Source organism: Paenibacillus sp. 1011MAR3C5, assembly GCF_003591485.1.
GTDB lineage: Bacteria > Bacillota > Bacilli > Paenibacillales > Paenibacillaceae > Pristimantibacillus.
Genome location: NZ_QZCF01000003.1, coordinates 18153 through 37921, shown reverse-complemented (window position 1 = coordinate 37921; position 19769 = coordinate 18153). Strand labels below are relative to the sequence as shown.

The window sequence follows — 19769 nt, the reverse complement described above, 5'->3', positions numbered from 1 at the left end:
CCCCGCACGATAATCGCACTTATCGGCTTGGCGACAAAATGACGGTTCGTCTCCCGAGCCATGAACGCTACGCATCCGCTGTGGAAAAAGAACAGACATGGCTTCCTCTTTTTCAACCCCATCTATCTCTCCCTATTCCGGCCCCCGTTGCAAAGGGAGAGCCGACAAACGAGTATCCCCTCCCCTGGTCCGTCAACCGATGGATCGAAGGCGATACCGTCACGGATGACAACATCCTTAGTCTGAATCAGTTTGCCGCTGACCTTTCGGCTTTTTTGAAGGAATTGCAAGCTATCGATGCAAGCGAAGGCATTCCTGCGGGTGTCCAAAACTTTCATCGCGGAGGCGATCTTGCGGTCTATGATGGCGATACAAGAGCTATCATAGTGGAGCTTGCCGGCCAATATGACCAGAAGCTTCTATCGGAAATATGGGAGCTGTCCTTATCAACTAACTATCAATCTGAGCCGGTGTGGGTGCATGGCGACGTTGCCGTAGGCAATTTGCTCGTTCAGCATGGACGGCTGTCCGGCGTCATCGATTTCGGTACGATGGGGACAGGCGACCCTTCAAGCGATCTTGTGATAGCTTGGAACTTTTTTGATGATGAGAGTCGCGCTGTATTCCTAAGCAAGATGAAAGTTGACGAAGTTACCGTTCATCGCGCGCGAGGCTGGGCTTTGTGGAAAGCGCTCATCACCTACTCATGGAATGAGAGAGGCTCTGAGCTCTCGAACTGGGGCAAGCGTGTCATTGATGTCATTTTGCAAGAGTATACACAACGGTATTCATAACAAAAAGGCTTAATCACTTGAGTTTCAAGAATTAAGCCTTTTTTCGTGCTATGCAATATGGTGCTTAATTGGCTCCCTGGAATTAGTCGATCAAGCCAATTGAACGCACAACATTACCGCGATCACCGGGTTACCACTAAGCAAGCCGCGCCGTTTATCTATTGTGCCAGGCTCTTAATCGACCAGGCCTCTACATCCCATGTTTTGGTTACCCAATCCATATAAAAATCAGGCTCATGAGAGACCAGAACGACTGTACCCTTGTAAGCCTTCAACGCTCGCTTCAATTCGGCTTTGGCGACTACGTCCAAATGGTTCGTCGGCTCATCGAATAAAATCCAGTTGCTCTCTCGCATCATCAGCTTGCACAGACGAACCTTTGCCTGCTCTCCGCCACTGAGCTGATTAAGCGAGCGTGTAATATGCTCATTTTTCAAGCCGCAGCGGGCTAACGCTGCCCGAACCTCATGCTGGTTCATAAAGGAAAATTCATCCCATACGTCTTCAAGCGGAGTCATGGTCGGTGCCTTTGCTTCCTGCTCGAAGTAAGCAGGAGATAAATAATCGCCTAGATAGGTTTTGCCCTCCAGCGGAGATATAACGCCTAGAATCGTCTTGAGGAGCGTTGATTTCCCGACGCCGTTGCAGCCTACGATCGCAATCTTATCGCCTCGCTCAATGACCATATCCATTTTGGGAAGGAGCGGCTTATTATAGCCGATGACCATTCCCTCTGCTTCAAATACGGTCTTGCCGCTTGTTCTCGACTCTTTAAAGTTAAAGGTCGGCTTTGCCGCCTCCTCCGGCTTGTCGATGCGATCGATACGATCGAGCTGCTTCTCGCGGCTCTTCGCACGGCCGGAGGTTGAAGCGCGTGCTTTATTTTTTTGAATGAACTCCTCTTGCTTCTTAATATAATCCTTTTGCCGTTCATAGGCGTCGATGTGCTGCGCTTTGTTCAATTCAGCCATCTCCAGAAACTTTTCATAATTGGCCGAGTAACGCGTCAACTTCGTAAATTCAAGATGATAGATAATGTCGACGATCTGATTCATAAAGCCTGTTTCATGAGAAATAAGCACAAACGCATACGGATAATTTTTCAAATAGTTAGTCAGCCAGTTAATATGCTCTTCATCCAAATAGTTCGTAGGCTCATCAAGCAATAAGACTCCCGGCTTCTCAAGCAGCAGCTTGGCGAGCAGAACCTTCGTCCGCTGTCCTCCGCTAAGCGCGGTGACGTCGCGGTCAAGCCCGATCACATTAAGGCCTAAACCATTGGCCATTTCATCGATCTTCACATCGATTAAATAGAAATCCCCTATTTCAAGCTCCTCTTGAATTTCTCCCATACGCTCCAGAAGCTGATCCAATGTATCCGGATCGGCATCGCCCATTCGCGCAGTAATCGCGTTAAGCTCCTCTTCTAATACGAGCAAAGGCAAAAATGCATCCTTCAAGACGTCCCGAATGGTTTTGCCTGCTTCAAGTTTTGTATGCTGGTCCAAATAACCGTAACGAACGCGAGGCGTCCACTCCACCTTGCCTTCGTCCTTCAGCAATTTGCCTGTCAAAATGTTCATTAGCGTAGATTTCCCTGTACCATTCGCGCCAACCAGACCGACATGCTCTCCCTCAAGCAAACGGAAAGACACATTTCTAAACAATACCCGATCGCCAAACGTATGCGATAATTGCTCAACCGTTAACAAACTCATTTTTCTTTATCTCCATTCCTTAATTAAAAACGATATAAGTTTCTTGATTTGCTCGTATCATTGTACCACATAAATGTTTGTCCCTATTTATATCGCTACAGTCTAAGCTTCACAGTTTAATTTTTGATTTATTGTCCGGTTGCCTGAATCGGTTAGCTCAGATGCTTCAGAAACATAACGTCCGTGATTAGCTCTTCCATAATTGGGGTAAGTTAAAGGGACTCCTTACCGCTCTAGGCCTTAATTAAAATAAAACCCAGCCTGTCTCCAGGCTGGGTTTACTGTGAAGGTTCATCTAAGAAGCTGCGCTGTCTCGACTGCAGCGTTACGATCGCACAGACTGGCGCCAAATGATCGACGCGCCAATCTTGACGGTCTCCCGATTGACGTTGCCTTTGATGAGCTCCAGCAGCTCCTTGGCGGCCAGGAATCCGCTTTCGTAACGCGGAATTTTGATCGTGGTCAGTCCAGCCAGCGCAGCCGCATCGGAATCATCAAAGCCGGTAATGGAGATATTATCTGGTACGGAGATCCCATGCTCCTCGAACGCCTTGATCGCGCCGATTGCCATATTGTCATTCGCACAGACCAATACTTCCGGGTAGTCGTTGCTCAGGATCATCAGCTTGGCCGCTTGATACCCGCTCTTCTCCCGGTAATTGCCGTGGTAATAATACGACTGGTCGAAGCCGATTCCGTTCGCCTGCAGCGTATCCATGAAGCCCGCGAACCGCTCTTTATTATCCAGTGTGGCACCTTGTCCGCCCAGAAAGCCAAAGCGCTTCAGCCCTTTGTCCACCAGTGTCTGCACGAGCTGACACATGACAGGATAATTGTCGACGATGACGCTTTTTGTATTTTTATTATCGTTATCGAGCACTCTGTCCATAAGCACCACAGGGAATTCCTGTTTCGCTACCGCTTGGAAGTACTCGTCCGACAAGCTTCCGTCCAGACTGATCGTGCCTCGCGCGAAGCTGCTCTTGAGGAAGTTGTCACTTGATTTATTGGTACAAATGATGAGGTCATATCCGTTCTCATTCAGACAGGTGCTAACCCCTTCAATAATTTTCAAATAAAACTCGCGGTCAAAATCGCTGAATATAAAAACAATCCTTTTATCTTTATCCGATTTTGATTTTTTCGGCGAAGCGTCGTGCACATAGCCCTGCTCTTCGCATATCCGCAAGATGCGCTCTCTTGTTTCTTGCGATACGTTTTTCCGTCCGTTCAGTACGTTGGATACGGTCGAAATAGATACGCCCGTCAGTTGGGCAATCTCTTTCAAACTGCTCATCCATAAACCTCCTCATCAAATTCCGTAAGTAAAACTAATTATATCACTTTACAAGCATTTTACCTACACTTTTCGACAGTAATAAAAATGTCAAAACCATTGAAACGACAGGAACCGTTGAAAACAACCACAATCTGCGATTAGTAAAATGAAACTCTGTTTTACTTACTATTATAGTCTACATTTTACTTAAAACAACTACATTTTATTAAGTAAAACATCTAAATTTCATAAGTTTTTTATTGACTTCTTCACCTGTCGGTTTATAATCAATGGTACATCCATCAAAAGGGGGACCTTACAAGTGACAAATGTAAAGCGCTTTATTTCCATCATGATCAGTTCCGTTATGCTACTTACCATCCTCGCCGCTTGTGGCGGGAACAATACCAATAACGGCGGTTCGAACGGCGAAGGCGGAGCTGCAAAGCTTCCGAAAATCTCGTTATTCCAATCCAAAGTTGAAATCGCGGACCAACTGGAAGCGATGGCTAAGAAGTATAAGGAAGAGACTGGCAACGAGATCGACGTATGGGGCTCCGCAGGTGACAACTACTTGACTCAGCTTCAAGCGAAACTGAATGCAGGCGAAGGCCCTACGATCTTCGGCGTGCAGACAGGCGCTGAGACAACCAAATTCCAGTCGTACTACTACGACATGAGCAATGAATCCTATGTTAAGAACATCGCTCCGAACATGGAAGTGAAGATTGACGACAAGATCATCGGTGTACCGACAGGCGTAGAAGGCTTCGGCTTTGTCTACAACAAAGAGCTAGTCGACCCTGCAAAAATTACTGACCTTGCAACCTTCAAGACATTCCTGGAAGAAAGCAAGTCGAATGGCATTAACGGCTTCAGCCTGTCCCAGGAAGCATACTTCCTGATTGGACATATCATCAACACGCCTTTTGCGCTACAACAAGATCCGGTTGCATTCATTGAGCAACTGAACAAAGGCGAAGTGAAAATGGCTGACACGAAAGAGTTCCAAGAGTTCGGTCAATACATGGAAGCGATCCGCGAGTCGTCGAAAAACCCGCTTGAAGTCACTTACGATACGCAAATGGGCGATTTCGCCACTGGCAAGACAGCCATCGTTCACCAAGGCAACTGGAGCCACGGCATGCTTGCAGATTACCAAGACGTTGAAGTTGGCATGATGCCAATGCCGCTTGCAGGCAACACGAAGCTTGCTGTAGACATCCCTGCGATCTGGGTCATCAACAACAAAGCATCCGCTGATCAAATCAAAGCGGCTAACGCATTCTTCGAGTGGCTGTACAACAGCGAGACTGGCAAAAACATAATCGTGAACGAATTCAAATTCATTCCTGCGATGACAAATATCGAAACAAGCAGCCTGGACCCGCTTTCCCAAGCGGTATCCGAAGCTACAGTGAGTGGCAACACGATTCCTTGGGCGTTGACTTACTTCCCGCAAGGCATCATCCAGAACGATCTGGCTCCTGTCGCACAGGAATTCTTCTTGAACAAGTCCATGACGGGTGCGCAATTGCTACAGAAGCTTGATGAAGTATGGGCAAAAGCTCCTAAGCAATAAGCTTACACGCCATAACCGGCAGATGCTGATTAAAGGAAACTAACCTGGCGGTGCCAGGTTAGTTTTTCCTCTTTGAACTTCCGTACGGAACGAAATTACTCCGAAATGAGTGAATGCAAATGAAAGCAAGCAAAAATAGAGCCTGGTATGCTCTATTTACCGCACCCCTGCTGACCATCTTTTCCATTGTTGTCCTTATCCCCTTTGCCATTGGCATCTACTATTCCTTCATTAGCTGGGACGGTATCCCGGCCAATCCGAAGGTATTCGTGGGTTTCGACAACTATGTTCATATCTTCCAGGACGAACGGTTTCTGAAGTCGGCTTGGCTGACGATTAAATTTACATTTCTAGCTCTTATTATTGTCAATGTGATGGGCCTTGCCCTGTCTCTGCTCGTGACGTCCAAACTGCGCACCAGCAACATCGCAAGAACATTGTTTTTTATGCCGAACCTGATCGGCGGTCTGATCCTTGGTTATATCTGGAAATTTATCTTTACCGATGTGTTCAAGTATGTCGGTGAGAACACCGGCATGGGCGGCCTCTTCTTTAACTGGCTGCTGAATCCCGATTATGCCTTGTATGCGATCGCGGTCGTTTTTGCATGGCAGATGGCGGGTTATACGATGATTATCTACATTGCGGGAATTCAAGGCATTCCTGACGACATGATGGAAGCGGCTAAGGTCGACGGCGCCAATGCTTGGCATAGGCTGACCAAGATCATATTCCCGCTGCTGATGCCATCCTTTACGATTTGCCTATTCTTGACGCTATCCGGCGCATTCAAAATATTCGACGTTAACCTGTCGCTCACCGGCGGCGGTCCGATCAACTCCACGGAAATGTTCGCCATGAACATTTTCACCGAAATATTCGGCTATAGCCGTTACGGCATAGGTCAAGCAAAAGCGATTATCTTCTTCGTGATTGTAGCCGCTGTTACGCTCGTACAGGTGTACATCACGAAGAAAAGAGAGGTGCAGATGTAATGAAGAAAACAAGCAAATGGATTCTGGATGTATTGCTTGTCGTCATCGCCATCCTCTTCTTGTCGCCGATCTACATCATGATTGTGAACTCGTTCAAGACGCGCTCCGAGCTGTACGAGAACGCTCTGGCACTGCCATCCTCCTTCAGCTTCGAGTATTACGCGCAAGCAATGGAGAAGATGAACTTCCTGACGGCGTTCGGCAACTCATTGTTCGTTACGCTCGTCTCTCTCGTGTTCATCGTGGTGCTGGCATCCATGACGGCTTGGATGCTCGTCCGTTCGAACAATAAGCTGAGTCAAATTATTTTCATGGTGCTTGTATCGACGATGCTCATTCCATTCCAGACCCTCATGATGCCGCTAATGCAGGTCATGGGCTGGATCGGCAACAATCTGCATATCCCCATGCTCAATACGCATGGCGGCCTGATCTTCATGAACGTGGGCTTCCACGCCAGTATGGCCGTATTTCTGTATCACGGCTTTATCAAGTCGGTGCCGATTGCGCTTGAGGAAGCAGCGACACTCGACGGCTGCAGCAAGTTCGGCGTATTCTGGCGCATCGTATTCCCGATGCTGAAGACGATTACAATTACCGTTGCCATTCTTGACGTCATTATGATGTGGAACGACTACCTGCTCCCATCCCTGACGCTGTCGGACAAAGGCTTGCGTACGATCCCGCTCTCCACGTTCTACTTCTTCGGAGAGTTCACCATTGTGTGGAACCTGGCAATGGCTGGTCTGACGCTATCCATTATACCAGTGGTTATCTTCTATTTCATCGCACAAAAACACATTATTAAAGGGGTCGCCGAAGGCGCAGTGAAGTAAGGCAGGAGGAATGGACCGCATGAATAACTGTGTAATGAAAGAAGGAGATTTGTTCTGTCTGACAGGGCCAAGCGGCGATATGTCCGGAGGCTCCGAAGAAGGCTACGGTCTCTATACAAGAGATACTCGCTTCCTGAGCGAGATGGAATTAAAGGTGAACGGAGAGCCGCCCCTGCTGCTCTCCTCCCATCTGGACCGGAGCTACTATACCAAGCTTCGGCTCATGAACCAAACGAAAGACGTAGGCGCTATGGAGATTGTCCGGGAACGCTATATCCATAAAGGTTCGCTGCATGAACAGATTACGGTGACGAACTTTTTCCCGGATGCCAGACCCGCCGATATCGATATGTTGTTTGGAGCAGACTTTCAAGATATGTTCCTCGTTCGCCGCTACCGTACCGGCGAAGTCGGACATATAAGCCAGACTTCTTATGATCAAGAAGCGATTACGCTGCAATATTCGGGCAAGGACGGCATGGAGCGCTTCATTCACATTCAGTGGGATTCGGAGCCTGCCGAAGTGAAGGAAGACGGACATGTCCGGTTCTACCGGATCTTGCAGCCGCGCGAGTCGATATCGATTCATTTCATGATTACGCCGGAGTGGGAGACGCTTAACAAGCCATCCCTCCCTCCTTTCGCGGACGGACTAGCTGCTCTAACCACGAGCTACTGGGCCTGGACGGAGGATACGATGACCGTCGAGACGGATCATCCCGCATTCCAGCGCGTATTCAGCCGCAGCGTACAGGATCTGAAGATGCTATTGTCCGATTACGGCTATGGAGAGATGCCTACAGCAGGCTTGCCGTGGTTTGCGGCGCCATTCGGCAGAGACAGTCTGATTACTTCCCTCTACATGCTGATGCTGCAGCCGAAGGTCTCACAAGCAACCTTGCGTACACTGGCGGCATGGCAAGGCACGCAGTATAATGCGACACGGGACGAGCAGCCGGGCAAAATCATGCACGAAATGCGCTTCGGCGAACTGGTGGCAACGGGACAATCCCCGTTCGGCCCTTACTTCGGCACTGTCGATGCGACACCGCTCTTTCTCGTCGTATTAGCTGAATACGTGAAGTGGACAGGCGATCTGGAGCTCGTCAAAGAACTGACGCCCGCCGTCTCAAAGGCGCTGGCATGGATCGATGAGAATAGTGGGCAATACGGCGGGTTCCTCTCCTACCATCAAGAAGCAGAGCAAGGCTTCCCGAATCAGGGCTGGAAGGACTCACCGAATTGCATCGTCCATCCAAGCGGTGAGCTCGCCTCCTCCCCTATCGCGCTAAGCGAAGTGCAGGGCTATGTCTATTATGCCAAGTGGCAGCTTGCGGCGATCTATGACCGCCTGGGCGATGCGAAGCTGGGAGAGAGGCTCCGGCAAGAAGCACGTCAATTGCAGGAGCAATTCGAGGCACGCTACTGGATGGAAGACGAGCAGTATTACGCTATCGCGCTGGAGCGTGACCGAAATCCTGTTCATTCCGTCACCTCTAATCCGGGGCATCTGCTCTTCTGTGAGCTGCCCGGCACGGGACGCGCTGCAAAGGTCGCGGAGCGTCTGGGCGCCCCTGATATGAACGGAGGCTTCGGCATTCGTACGATGAGCACAGACGCGGACGGCTATTATCCGATGAGCTATCACAATGGAAGCGTATGGCCTCACGATAACGGCTTTATCCTGCTAGGCTTAAGCCGCATAGGCAATGAAGCCGGTGCCGTCCAGCTGATCGACAGCTTGCTGGAGGCTTCCCGTTCGTTCGCGGACGCAAGGTTCCCTGAGCTGTTCTGCGGTTATGCGAATGAAGGCGAAGGCGTCGTCCCTTATCCGACGACATGCTCGCCGCAAGCTTGGTCTGCGGCTGTATCCATTGTCATCGCGCAGACGGCATTAGGACTATTCCCTGATGCGCTGTCCCGTGCCATTAAGCTTAATCCAGCGCTTCCTGACGGCATGAACCGTCTGAAGATCGAACGAATTCCGATTGGCGAAGGCCACCTTAGCATTGAAGTACAACGATTAACGACGAATGATGACCTGCATGTGAATGTGCTCAGCAATACAACGGGCTATGCGGTTGAAGTTGGAAAGGGTAGATAACAACATGAACAAAACCTGGTGGAAAGAAGCAGTCGTCTATCAAGTATATTGGCGCAGCTTTTATGACAGCAATGGCGACGGGTACGGCGATCTGGAAGGCGTCTATCAGAAGCTCGATTATATCCAAAGCTTGGGTGCAGACGTAATTTGGCTCAATCCGTGCTACGAATCGCCTGACGTGGACAATGGTTACGACATTGCGGACTATCGCTCCATTATGGCGAAAGCAGGGACAATGGCTACGTTCGATAAGCTCTTGTCGGCCGTACATGAACGCGGGATGAAGCTCATTATGGACTTGGTCGTGAATCATACATCGGACCAGCATGCCTGGTTCAAGGAGTCCCGTTCTTCTATCGACAATCCGAAGCGCGACTATTACATCTGGCGTAAGGAAGCCAACAATTGGCGCTCCTACTTCGCCCCGTCCGCTTGGACGCATGACGAAGCCACAGGCGAATACTACTTCCACTCCTTCTCCTCTGAGCAGCCGGATCTGAACTGGGAGAACGAGAAGGTTCGAGAAGAAGTGTATAGCTTGATGCGGTTCTGGCTGGACAAAGGAATTGACGGCTTCCGTATGGACGTCATCAACCTGCTGGCCAAGATTCCAGGCTTCCCGGACGCTGAGAACCCTGCAGACATCTCCTATCTGGGCAACAACCCTGGTATTCACGAATACTTGCAGGAAATGCATGAGAAAGTGCTTAAGCATTACGATGCGTTCACCGTTGGTGAAATCCCGTTTGTAAACCCAGAGGACGGCCTGCTCTATGTGGGCGAGGACCGCGGGGAATTAAATACGATGTTCCACTTTGAAGTATGCGACTATATGGCCCATTGGGACATGCAGCGCTTCAAGCAGATTCAAGCTCGCTGGTATGACGGCTTATGGGGCAAAGGCTGGAACTCGCAGTTCCTGAACAACCATGACCATACTCGGGTCGTAACCCGCTTCGGCAACGATACCGAATACCGGGAGCAATCCGCTACCTGCTTCGCTACTCTCATCCACACCTTGCCAGGCATGCCTTATGTCTACCAAGGCGAGGAAATCGGCATGACGGGCATCCGCTTCTCCTCCATCGATGAATACAACGATATCTCGATGAGGAACAAGTATAAGGAAGAAGTCGGCAAGGGCCGTGATCCGGAGGCAGTGCTGAAGGAGCTGCAGCATCTATCGCGTGACAACTCGCGTACGCCGATGCAGTGGGACAGTTCGCAGCAAGGCGGCTTCACAACAGGCCAGCCCTGGATCGGCGTGAATCCGAATCACAAGGCAATCAACGTCGAGCAAGCTTTGGCGGACCCGAATTCCGTATTCTATTACTACAAGAAGCTTATCGGGCTGCGCAAGCAGAATGAAGTCATGGTATACGGCAGCTTCACGACTCATCTGGATGATCACAATCAGATCTATGCCTATACCCGCACGCTTGGCGACGAATCCTGGCTGGTGCTGCTGAACATCTCGGAGCAGCCGGCAACCGTCAACACGGCTGATTGCGGTGCAGAGAAGCTGGGCGATATCGTCATCAGCAATCATTCCACAAGAACTAATCAAGAGACAGTGATCGAATTGCAGCCTTACGAGGCTATTGTCTACCGCGTATAACGATCCTCCCAAAACCCGCAAGGCGGACACATTAACGTGTTCCTCTTGCGGGTTGTTTTATGCGATCTCACCGTTTCTCCGCCTTAATTCCTGTTCTATTGCATCATAACAATAAACCCGCTGCCGGCTCTTCGCCAACAGCGGGTTATATCCTATATGGATGAAATTATCAAATTATCACACCATCATTAATCCCACCGCGTAAGTACAATTGGACCGTCCTTCGTAATCGCTATCGTATGCTCGAATTGCGCCGACCATGAGCCGTCCATCGTGCGGGCCGTCCAGCCGTCGCGTGCAATATAGACGTCAGCCCTGCCTGATGTAATGATCGGCTCTACCGTAAGCACCATGCCTTCCTCCAGCTTGACGCCCTGGCCCGGCGGTCCGTAATGCTCCACATTGGGATATTCATGCATCTGACGTCCGATGCCGTGACCAACGAACATGCGCACGACATTGTAGCCTTCCCGCTCCGCGCGCATCTGCACGGCATGCCCGATGTCTCCGATATAATTGCCGGGCAGCGCCATCTTGATGCCATCCTGCATCGCCTGCTTCGCCACACGAAGCAGCTTCTCGGTCGCGGCGGTAGACCTTCCGATAATATACGTCCAGGCGGAATCCGCCTTCCATCCATTCACGTCCGCCACCATATCAATCGTCACCAGATCCCCGGATTCCAGCGGCTCCATATCAGGGAACCCGTGGCAGACTACATCATTGACGGACGCGCAGGTCGCATACGGGTACCCTTTGTATCCCTTCTGCGCAGGTGTGGCGCCGCGGTCCAGCATGAACCGTTCAACGAACCGGTCAATCTCCCTTGTCGTCACCCCTGGAGCAAGCCGCTGGGACAATGCCTTATGGCATGCCGCAACGATGCGTCCTGCTCTGCGAATCCCCTTGATATGTTCGCGGGTCTTTAATTCCACCGCCATGTGCGTACCTCCTTCTTAGTCGTGGATAACAGAAATTGGGAGTATATGCTATACCCTATTCCACGAACCAAGAACTCATGCAAGGCATTGGCGGCGATTCCCCGAAAGTTTCATGTGCTTGGCGCATGATAAGCCTACCCATGCACCTCAAGCAGCTTGTTCTTCTCCTTGAACCTGTCATTATGCGAGGAAACATACGCATATGGGTTCGCTTCCGGCTCCAAATATACTTTTGCGCTATTCAAAGCAACTATCGCATCCGTGAATGTGCCCGCGATCAGCCCGACCTTGCTGTCGTGGCCGACAAAATCACCTGCTCCGAACACCCCCGCTATATTCGTCTCCATCTTCGGGCTGACATTCGCCTTCCATTCACCCATATCGAAGCCCCATTCGCGAATCGGCCCGAAGTCCGACCTCATCCCATGATTGACGATGACAGCGTCGACATCAAGTCGGATCTCTTCCTCCGTTTCGATATGCTTGATTGACACCTGCCCGATCGCCCGCCCATCTGTACTATGCAAAGCATGAAGAGCGTACGGCGTCCGAACATCGACCGAAGACTCCTTCATCATCGTAACATTGCGCTCCAGTCCTCCGAAGCTATCCCGGCGATGAACAACCGTGACGCGGGATGCCACCTTCTCCAGTTCATTCGCCCAATCGACTGCCGAGTCCCCGCCGCCGGAGATCAGAACGCGCTTGCCGCGGAACGTCTCCAAATTTTGCACCGTGTAGTAAAGGTTCGTCACCTCGTAACGATCTGCCCCTTCAATCTCAAGCTTTGCCAGCTTGCGAATGCCGTAGCCGCAGGCCATAATAACGGCACGCGTATAATGCAATTGTCCGCTTGCCGCCGTCAGAATGAACGTCCCGTCTTCCTGCCGGTCCAAGCCGACGATCTGTTCGTTCATCACCAGCGTCGGATCGAAGGTCATCCCTTGCTGGATAATCTGCTCCAGCAGCTTCTCAGCGCGAATAGGAGGCACGCCGCCCACATCCCATACGATCTTCTCCGGATACAAAAGCATACGGCCGCCCAATTGATCCTGCGCCTCGATAATCTTTGTCTTCAGCTCTCTCATCCCGCTGTAAAATGCTGTATATAATCCGGCGGGTCCTCCGCCGATAATCGTTACATCATAAAGCTCCTGCTGATCTCTCATGTCTTCCTCCCGTAGCGCCCATCCATCGCGCTTCTATGTGCGGTAATGATAATCATTATCTATACTATACCTGAATTGATATCAATTCTCAATTTAAGCAGCCATTTTTTTTTACCAAACAAAAAAGGCCTTGCTCCCCAACTTGGGAAACAAAGCCTCTACCTGTTAATCTCATCCGACCGAGGAGTTCATTCTGCCCAGTTCATCCTCCACCAAAGACGTTAGCTCATCCTCATACCCGCCTGTGATGCGGTATTTGCGAATATAATCCTTCACAAATTTCCGCGGGTCCTTAGGCTGGAAAATTCTCGTAAGTTCTTTCAGGCTTTCCTTGACTTCATTCTGGCTATGTTTCGCCATGAAATCTCCTCCCTTATACGATGGATGGTCGTCCTAAACAGCAGTATCCGAGAACGTATGCGGCTCTTACACCGCAAGAACCCCCTTCGGTGCAGGCAACTCCATGGCCAATGAGTCACAATGTTTTCATTTTTCTTACTATTATATCATTTTGACTCCGAATAGGAAAGTGAACAATTATGTTCCCTTTGTAGATTCTCCTTCGGATTTGGGTTGTTGATCGCCGGAATGTACGTCAGAAGGCGAGGAATCGGTGCTGGATTGAACCGTCGCTGCCAGTTTTTCCTTGCGCAGCAATCGCAAATATGCAATAACGCCAACAATGCCCACCGCTATGCCGAACACCAATAACAGCGTTGTAATCCAACTCGGCTCCATCTCCTCGCCCCCTTCCTTTAAGATTATTATCGGTTATTTCTGCAACTCGCTTAATGTACAAACTGCACAAGAATGCTTCCATATATTTGCTACAATTATATCTAATCTGAAAATAACTGGCAACCAATGGCACTTTCCTTTGGTTACTTCCATTTCGTTCGTAACACCCTTTAAATGAGCCGGTACGATCCGCTCCCCCAGGCAAGCAGCTTCCCGTCCTCGTCCTTCACTTCAGCTTGCAGCGTAAGCGTCCTTCCTGTTCGATGCAATAATTCCGCCTCGCAAAGAAGCAATCCGCTTGATGTACTGGCAAGGAAATGCGTATTCATATTAGCGGTCACCGTCCGTCCCGTCGTCTCCGCCAGCATCACCACTAGTCCCATCGCATTATCCATAAGAGACATCAGTACACCTCCATGAACAATGCCAAGCAAGTTGAGATGTGACGGAATCAGATCCAGGCAGATCGTCGCTTTCTTGCCGTCTGCCTTCACGACTTCACAGCCAAGCAACCCCCAGAACGTCTCCTGCGCGCGTTCAGCCAGCCGAGTTAGCTGCCCTGCATCATCCGCCTGCTGGTGAAACCACTTCTCATCCATCTCCTTCATTCCTTATCGGCCCCCGAACCGTCTGCTTCCATATCCTCCTCAGCAAGCTTGCGCCTGAGCACCTTGCCGACCATCGTCTTTGGAAGCGTTTCCCTAAACACATAGTACTGTGGCACCTTAAAGGCCGCAAGCCGCTCCCTGCACCATCGGTCAAGCTGGCTGCGCGATACCTGCCAGCCCTCCTTCAACACGATATAGGCCTTCACCGTCTCCCCTCTATAACCGTCCTTGACACCGAGCACCGCAGCTTCCCGAACGGCAGGATGCTCGAACAGCACCTCCTCCACCTCTCTCGGATAGATGTTGAATCCGCTCGCTATGATGACATCCTTAATACGGTCCATGATCGTAAAATATCCGTCCTCATCCATCGTCGCAAGGTCACCCGTACGAAGCCAGCCATCCCGAAACGCAGCTTCTGTTTCCTTGGGACGATTCCAGTAGCCCTTCATCACTTGAGGCCCCCGTATAATCAGCTCGCCGAGCTCTCCCGAAGGAAGCAGCTTGCCGGATACAGGGTCCATGACCGCAGCGTCGGTGTCCGGGAACGGAATGCCAATTGTTCCGATCTTCCGATTCCCCCATATCGGATTGGCATGCGTCACCGGCGTTGCCTCCGTGAGACCGTAGCCCTCGATCAGCCGCCCGTCGCTTAGCGCCTCGAATTGCTCCTGTACCTCCAGCGGCAATGCGGCGGAACCGCTAATACAGACATTAACGGAAGACAAATCAAATTTCGAAGCATTGGGATGGTTAATGAGGGCAACATACATGGTAGGAGCTCCCGGAAAGATCGTTGGCTTCCGTTCGGCAATCGTCTTCAGAACCGTCTCCGTCTCGAACCTGGGCAGCAAAATCAGCGTGCCTGCCTTCAATACAGACATGTTCATCACAACCGTCAAGCCAAATACGTGGAACAGCGGCAGCGCAGCCATAAATCTTTCTTTGCCGTCCTCAGCCTTGTAGCACCATGCGGAGGTCTGCAGCGTATTGGCAACGAAGTTGGCATGCGTCAGCATGACGCCCTTGGGCGTCCCGGTCGTACCTCCCGTATACTGCAGGGCAGCCAGCTCATCGCCTTTCCCCTGCTCTGGCAAGCTCACATTGGGCCCCGTTCCCTTGAGCAAGCTGCGGTACGCGATAACCCCTTGCTTCCCATACGGGATATTGGAGCGAAAGCCTTCTTTCCGCTGCTTGATCGGATACAGCATATTTTTTGGAAATGGCAAGCCATCCTTAAGTGAAGTTACAATCACATGCCTTAGCTCCGGTACAGGACCTTTCTCCGGAAGTTCACCGCGTACGCGGGACAATCGGTCATAGAAGAGATCAAGTGTAATGATCGCAGACGCGCCGCTATCCTTCAGCTGATGCTCTAGCTCCCGCTCTACATATAACGGATTCGTCTGTACGACTACTGCGCCTGCGAACAAAACCGCATAATAGGCGATCACGGCCTGCGGACAATTGGGAAGCATAATTGCAACCCGATCTCCCTTGGCGATTCCCCTCACCGCCAGCTCCTTGGCTAACCGGGCCGCAGAGGCATGAAGCTCGCGGTACGTCACTGTTTTGCCCATGAAATATACCGCATCATGGTCCGGGAACCGCATCGCCGCATCCGTCAGAAACTGCGCAATGCTGCAGTTCGGGTACGCTAGCGTCGCAGGAACCTCCTCCGGATAATGATTCAGCCATGGTCGTACAAGCGGATGCTCCGCTTCTTCTTGACCGTCGGCATCGCTTGGTTCCGGCTCCGTCGCATCCTCCAACTCTTCCGTAACCCCCGTTAGCGCTTCGCTTCCTTGCTCATCGGAATGCTCGACATGGTAAGCCTCACTCGGAATCGCATGCAGTTCAGACTCTTGCTGATGAGCCTCGCTTTGAACTACATCCTGCTCAGGCTCCTGAGGATAAGCCTCTGTCGGTTCTAATTCCAGTTCCAGCGTTTGATCGCTTCTCTGGTCCTCAGTTGCGTCCCGCTCCTCGTCTGCTGGATCTGCCGGCGGCTCATGCGGAGCTTTGCCGTTATCCCTGTCCGGCCCTTCCTCATTCGAACCGGCTGGCTCTTCTTCCAGTGGCGAATCGGCTTCAACAGCCTGCGCTGAATGTCCAGAATCCGTCACATGGTCTTCCGCAGGCTGTACAGGCTCTGATTCGATGGCGGAGGCGGTCTGCGGAATCCCTTCGGAGCGTGCTTCCTCCTCGGCTCCGGCCACCTCTTCCTCAGCTGGCGATTGTGCGGGTACAAGCGGGTCTTCAGGTCTATGCGATTCCATGCTGGCTCTCCCCCTCTACACGACATATTGCTCACTTCGAATCACTCTGGCCGCGATTTCCCTTTTCAGCGCGATCGTATTGACGAGCGGCGCCCGCATCAGCTTCTTCAACACGGACAGCTGCATCTGCAAGCCATCTCCGCTCTCTAATGCAGCTAGCGCAGTTTTGGCAAGACCTTCTACCTTCTCCATCGCCTCCTGAATGAATACTTCGGCCATTGCTGACGCAAGCCCCGCTTGCTCCGCGTCCTTGCTTCCGTTCCTGCCCAGCATCTTCTGCGCCCGCAGCAAGACGCTCTCCATCGCGAAGGTCTGTATCATCAGGTCGGCTAATACGCATAGCACCTCCTGCTCTTGTTCCAGCCGCAAGCCAAGCTTCTGAACAGCCAGCCCGCCGATTGCGAGGAACGTTTTTTTCGCTTGGCCCACCCGATAGGCTTCCTTCTCCAGCGGCCCGCCAAATACCGGCAGCGGCATAGGCTGCAGCAACTGGCCCTGCAATGCCTGGGCACTTTGAAGCAGCGGCAGCTCTCCCTTCATTGCCTTCTTGATCAGCGTTCCGGGAATGAGCATGCGATTGATTTCATTCGTGCCCTCGAATATCCGGTTAATTCGCGAATCCCGGTAGATCCGCTCTACCTTGTATTCCCGGATATACCCGTACCCTCCGTGAATTTGCACCCCCTCATCAACGACAGCATCCAGCGTCTCCGAAGCAAATACTTTCACCATCGAGCATTCGATCGCATATTCGCTAATCGCTTTGGCCGCTCTTCTGCCTGCGTCGGCGGCTGACGGCTCGCTCTCCTCATGCGCTTCCTCATCGGAGAGCCTAAGCGTATCGTCGATAAATCCCGCCGTGCGGTAGAGCAAGCTCTCCAGCGCGAACGTGCGAATATTCATGTCCGCGAGCTTCGCGGCAATCAAGGGAAAGCTCGATATTGCCTGCCCGAATTGCTTGCGCGTGTTGGCATAGCTGGAAGCCAGCTCGATCGTCTCCTTCGACGAACCGAGACATCCGGCTCCCAGCTTGAAGCGTCCAATGTTCAATATATTGAAAGCAATGTGATGTCCCTTCCCGACCTCTCCCAACACATGAGAGGCTGGAACGGCAACATCCTCGAAAAAGAGCGGGCAGGTTGACGATCCCTTAATGCCCATCTTATGCTCCTCAGGACCGACACTGAACCCCGGCGTATCCCGTTCAACAATAAAAGCAGTGAACTTATCGCCATCGACCTTCGCATAAACGATAAAGATGTCGGCGAAGCCGGCGTTCGTAATATACAGCTTGGAGCCATTCAATAGATAATGCTGACCGTCCGCGGACAGCTTCGCCGTCGTCCGGGCGCCAAGCGCGTCGGAACCCGACGCCGGTTCTGTCAGGCAGTACGCCGCAATCTTCGCTCCTGAAGCGAGATCCGGCAAATACTTATTCTTCTGCTCCGGCGTTCCAAAAAACACGATCGGCAGCGTCCCGATGCCCGTATGCGCGCCTACCGACAGCGCGAAGGAAGAAGAGCGGGCCAGCGTCTCCGCCAGTAAAGTCGTGCTGACCTTATCCAGCCCGATGCCGCCGTACGCCTCCGGAATGTCGGCGCCGAGCAGCCCCAGATCACCTGCCTTCCGCATCAGCTCCACCGTCAGCTCATAATTCAGCGCCTCCAGCTCCGCATCCTTCGGAACGAGCTCCATCTCCAGGAACTGCAAGGCGGCATCCTGCATTAACCGTTGTTCTTCCGTGAAATCCTCGGGCGTCACGACCGCTTCCGGCTTGCTGTCCTCGATAATGAACCGTCCGCCGAATCGTCTCGTATCCGTCATGCCAATGCCTCCCTATAGCTTGCAATGTAAATTGCATGAACTTCGTCCGATCCCATCACTACTGTCCTGCGTACACTTCCAGCACCCCGGCCGCCCCCATGCCGCCGCCGATGCACATCGTCACGACGCCAATGCCGCCACCGCGTCTGCCCAATTCATGAATAAGCGACACAGACAGCTTCGTGCCCGTACAGCCGAGCGGATGGCCGAGCGCAATCGCGCCTCCGTTCACATTAACCCGTTCCGGATCAAGGCCCAGCTCGCGAATGATGGGTACGCACTGGGCAGCGAACGCCTCGTTCAGCTCGAACAGATCGACGTCTTCCTTCGTAATGCCCGCTTTCCGAAGCGCCTTCGGGATCGCCTCGATCGGACCGATACCCATGACCTCCGGCGCTACTCCCGCTACGCTGAAGCTCCGGAATACGGCAAGCGGCTTCAGGCCAAGCTCCTCCGCACGGCTGCGGCTCATGACGATGACTGCCGCCGCCCCGTCGCTCATCTGGGATGCGTTGCCTGCCGTTACCGTGCCTTCTCTTGCAAAAGAAGGCTTAAGCGAAGACAGCGTCTGTACCGTCGTCTCCGGCCGTACCCCCTCGTCAATCGCGAAGGTGAACGTCTTCTGCCATGGACGTCCATTGTCATCCGTACCGGACCGGCTGGCCGGAATCGGCACAATCTCCGCCTGGAACAAACCAGCGGCAATCGCCGTAGCAGCCTTCTGATGACTGGATGCGGCGAAAGCATCCTGCAGCTCTCTGGATACGCCGTACCTGCGGGCAACCTCCTCCGCTGTATGTCCCATGCCCATGTACACCTCCGGCATCGCATCCACAATACCTGGATGCGGCGATAGCCGGAAGCCGGTCATGGGCACATGGCTCATGCTCTCGACACCGCCCGCAATAACGGCATCAGCTTCTCCAAGCCTGATGCGCTCCGCCGCATATGCGATCGATTGCAGGCCCGACGCACAGAACCGGTTCACCGTAACGGCCGGCGTCGTCACCGGCAGGCCTGCGTATAACGAGATGACGCGCGCTACATTAAGCCCCTGCTCGCCCTCCGGCATGGCGCAGCCGAAGATCACATCCTCAATCGCATCCTTCGGCAGATTCGGCACCCGATTCAGCGCGCCTTGGATAACCGCCTTGCCGAGATCCTCCGCCCGCGTCTCCGCAAGGCTGCCCTTCGCTGCCTTCCCCACCGCCGTCCGGACTGCCGATACAATAACGGCATCCCGCTCATGCGGCGCAAATCTCTCCTGCCTGCTCATCGCACTCC

15 protein-coding genes and 1 pseudogene are annotated in these 19769 nt (G+C 52.2%); 6 read left to right on the top strand and 10 right to left on the bottom strand.

Translation table 11 applies throughout. The annotated features are described in order from the left end of the window. Positions 1-20 precede the first annotated feature (20 nt). Positions 21-794: pseudogene (locus D3P07_RS09815) on the top strand (aminoglycoside phosphotransferase family protein); the annotation flags it as partial. Between the two features lie 158 nt (positions 795-952). Here the strand turns inward: D3P07_RS09815 and D3P07_RS09810 are convergent. Together D3P07_RS09810 and D3P07_RS09805 are read right to left on the bottom strand one after the other, a co-directional pair. Next, entirely contained in the window at positions 953-2512 is a 1560-nt protein-coding gene (locus tag D3P07_RS09810) for an ABC-F family ATP-binding cassette domain-containing protein (RefSeq protein WP_119800060.1), read from the bottom strand. A 325-nt stretch (positions 2513-2837) separates the two neighbouring features. Next, positions 2838-3809 (bottom strand): LacI family DNA-binding transcriptional regulator, encoded by a 972-nt coding sequence (locus D3P07_RS09805; RefSeq protein ID WP_119800059.1) that lies wholly within the window; start codon positions 3807-3809, stop codon positions 2838-2840. 304 nt (positions 3810-4113) lie between these two features. On the opposite strand from D3P07_RS09805, the gene D3P07_RS09800 reads away from it, so the two are divergent. The 5 genes from D3P07_RS09800 to D3P07_RS09780 all read left to right on the top strand — a co-directional run bounded on the left by D3P07_RS09800 (position 4114) and on the right by D3P07_RS09780 (position 10926). After that, on the top strand, positions 4114-5373 hold the full coding sequence (locus D3P07_RS09800) for an ABC transporter substrate-binding protein (RefSeq protein WP_119800058.1): 1260 nt from the start codon (positions 4114-4116) through the stop codon (positions 5371-5373). Positions 5374-5492: 119 nt separating this feature from the next. Next, entirely contained in the window at positions 5493-6368 is an 876-nt protein-coding gene (locus tag D3P07_RS09795; protein ID WP_119800057.1) for a carbohydrate ABC transporter permease, read from the top strand. Beyond that, positions 6368-7204 (top strand): carbohydrate ABC transporter permease, encoded by an 837-nt coding sequence (locus D3P07_RS09790; protein ID WP_119800056.1) that lies wholly within the window; start codon positions 6368-6370, stop codon positions 7202-7204. The genes D3P07_RS09795 and D3P07_RS09790 overlap by 1 nt, the downstream gene beginning before the upstream one ends. 19 nt (positions 7205-7223) lie before the next feature. Beyond that, the gene (locus D3P07_RS09785) at positions 7224-9308 is read left to right on the top strand and encodes an amylo-alpha-1,6-glucosidase (RefSeq protein WP_119800055.1); all 2085 of its coding nucleotides are present in this window, start codon (positions 7224-7226) and stop codon (positions 9306-9308) included. Positions 9309-9312: 4 nt separating this feature from the next. After that, positions 9313-10926, top strand: a complete 1614-nt coding sequence (locus tag D3P07_RS09780; RefSeq protein WP_119800054.1) for a glycoside hydrolase family 13 protein — start codon at positions 9313-9315, stop codon at positions 10924-10926. Positions 10927-11114: 188 nt separating this feature from the next. On the opposite strand, the gene map is transcribed toward D3P07_RS09780, so the two are convergent. From map to D3P07_RS09740, 8 genes are all read right to left on the bottom strand, one after another. Beyond that, on the bottom strand, positions 11115-11867 hold the full coding sequence (gene map, locus D3P07_RS09775) for a type I methionyl aminopeptidase (protein WP_119800053.1): 753 nt from the start codon (positions 11865-11867) through the stop codon (positions 11115-11117). A gap of 134 nt (positions 11868-12001) precedes the next feature. Continuing rightward, positions 12002-13036 (bottom strand): NAD(P)/FAD-dependent oxidoreductase, encoded by a 1035-nt coding sequence (locus D3P07_RS09770; RefSeq protein ID WP_119800052.1) that lies wholly within the window; start codon positions 13034-13036, stop codon positions 12002-12004. 171 nt (positions 13037-13207) lie between these two features. Next, positions 13208-13396, bottom strand: a complete 189-nt coding sequence (locus D3P07_RS09765) for a hypothetical protein (RefSeq protein ID WP_119597648.1) — start codon at positions 13394-13396, stop codon at positions 13208-13210. 177 nt (positions 13397-13573) lie between these two features. After that, a complete protein-coding gene (locus D3P07_RS09760; protein ID WP_119800051.1) occupies positions 13574-13774 on the bottom strand; it encodes a hypothetical protein in 201 nt (66 codons plus the stop codon). A 170-nt stretch (positions 13775-13944) separates the two neighbouring features. Further along, positions 13945-14382, bottom strand: coding sequence for a PaaI family thioesterase (locus tag D3P07_RS09755; RefSeq protein ID WP_119800050.1), 438 nt, complete (start codon positions 14380-14382; stop codon positions 13945-13947). Further along, positions 14379-16076 (bottom strand): long-chain-fatty-acid--CoA ligase, encoded by a 1698-nt coding sequence (locus D3P07_RS09750; RefSeq protein WP_259391485.1) that lies wholly within the window; start codon positions 16074-16076, stop codon positions 14379-14381. Before D3P07_RS09750 ends, D3P07_RS09755 begins: the two co-directional genes overlap by 4 nt. A 600-nt stretch (positions 16077-16676) precedes the next feature. Next, positions 16677-18485, bottom strand: a complete 1809-nt coding sequence (locus D3P07_RS09745) for an acyl-CoA dehydrogenase family protein (RefSeq protein ID WP_119800048.1) — start codon at positions 18483-18485, stop codon at positions 16677-16679. Between the two features lie 58 nt (positions 18486-18543). Further along, a complete protein-coding gene (locus D3P07_RS09740) occupies positions 18544-19761 on the bottom strand; it encodes an acetyl-CoA C-acyltransferase (RefSeq protein WP_119800047.1) in 1218 nt (405 codons plus the stop codon). Between the last annotated feature and the right edge of the window lie 8 nt (positions 19762-19769).

Excerpts from the sequence above, each read along its gene's own strand:
- D3P07_RS09785 (WP_119800055.1), top strand. The coding sequence starts at position 7,224 with ATGAATAACTGTGTAATGAAAGAAGGAGATTTGTTCTGTCTGACAGGG.
- D3P07_RS09765 (WP_119597648.1), bottom strand. The coding sequence starts at position 13,396 with ATGGCGAAACATAGCCAGAATGAAGTCAAGGAAAGCCTGAAAGAACTT.
- D3P07_RS09780 (WP_119800054.1), top strand. The coding sequence starts at position 9,313 with ATGAACAAAACCTGGTGGAAAGAAGCAGTCGTCTATCAAGTATATTGG.
- D3P07_RS09760 (WP_119800051.1), bottom strand. The coding sequence starts at position 13,774 with ATGGAGCCGAGTTGGATTACAACGCTGTTATTGGTGTTCGGCATAGCG.
- D3P07_RS09810 (WP_119800060.1), bottom strand. The coding sequence starts at position 2,512 with ATGAGTTTGTTAACGGTTGAGCAATTATCGCATACGTTTGGCGATCGG.
- D3P07_RS09740 (WP_119800047.1), bottom strand. The coding sequence starts at position 19,761 with ATGAGCAGGCAGGAGAGATTTGCGCCGCATGAGCGGGATGCCGTTATT.
- D3P07_RS09790 (WP_119800056.1), top strand. The coding sequence starts at position 6,368 with ATGAAGAAAACAAGCAAATGGATTCTGGATGTATTGCTTGTCGTCATC.
- D3P07_RS09770 (WP_119800052.1), bottom strand. The coding sequence starts at position 13,036 with ATGAGAGATCAGCAGGAGCTTTATGATGTAACGATTATCGGCGGAGGA.
- map (WP_119800053.1), bottom strand. The coding sequence starts at position 11,867 with ATGGCGGTGGAATTAAAGACCCGCGAACATATCAAGGGGATTCGCAGA.
- D3P07_RS09795 (WP_119800057.1), top strand. The coding sequence starts at position 5,493 with ATGAAAGCAAGCAAAAATAGAGCCTGGTATGCTCTATTTACCGCACCC.
- D3P07_RS09745 (WP_119800048.1), bottom strand. The coding sequence starts at position 18,485 with ATGACGGATACGAGACGATTCGGCGGACGGTTCATTATCGAGGACAGC.
- D3P07_RS09805 (WP_119800059.1), bottom strand. The coding sequence starts at position 3,809 with ATGAGCAGTTTGAAAGAGATTGCCCAACTGACGGGCGTATCTATTTCG.
- D3P07_RS09755 (WP_119800050.1), bottom strand. The coding sequence starts at position 14,382 with ATGAAGGAGATGGATGAGAAGTGGTTTCACCAGCAGGCGGATGATGCA.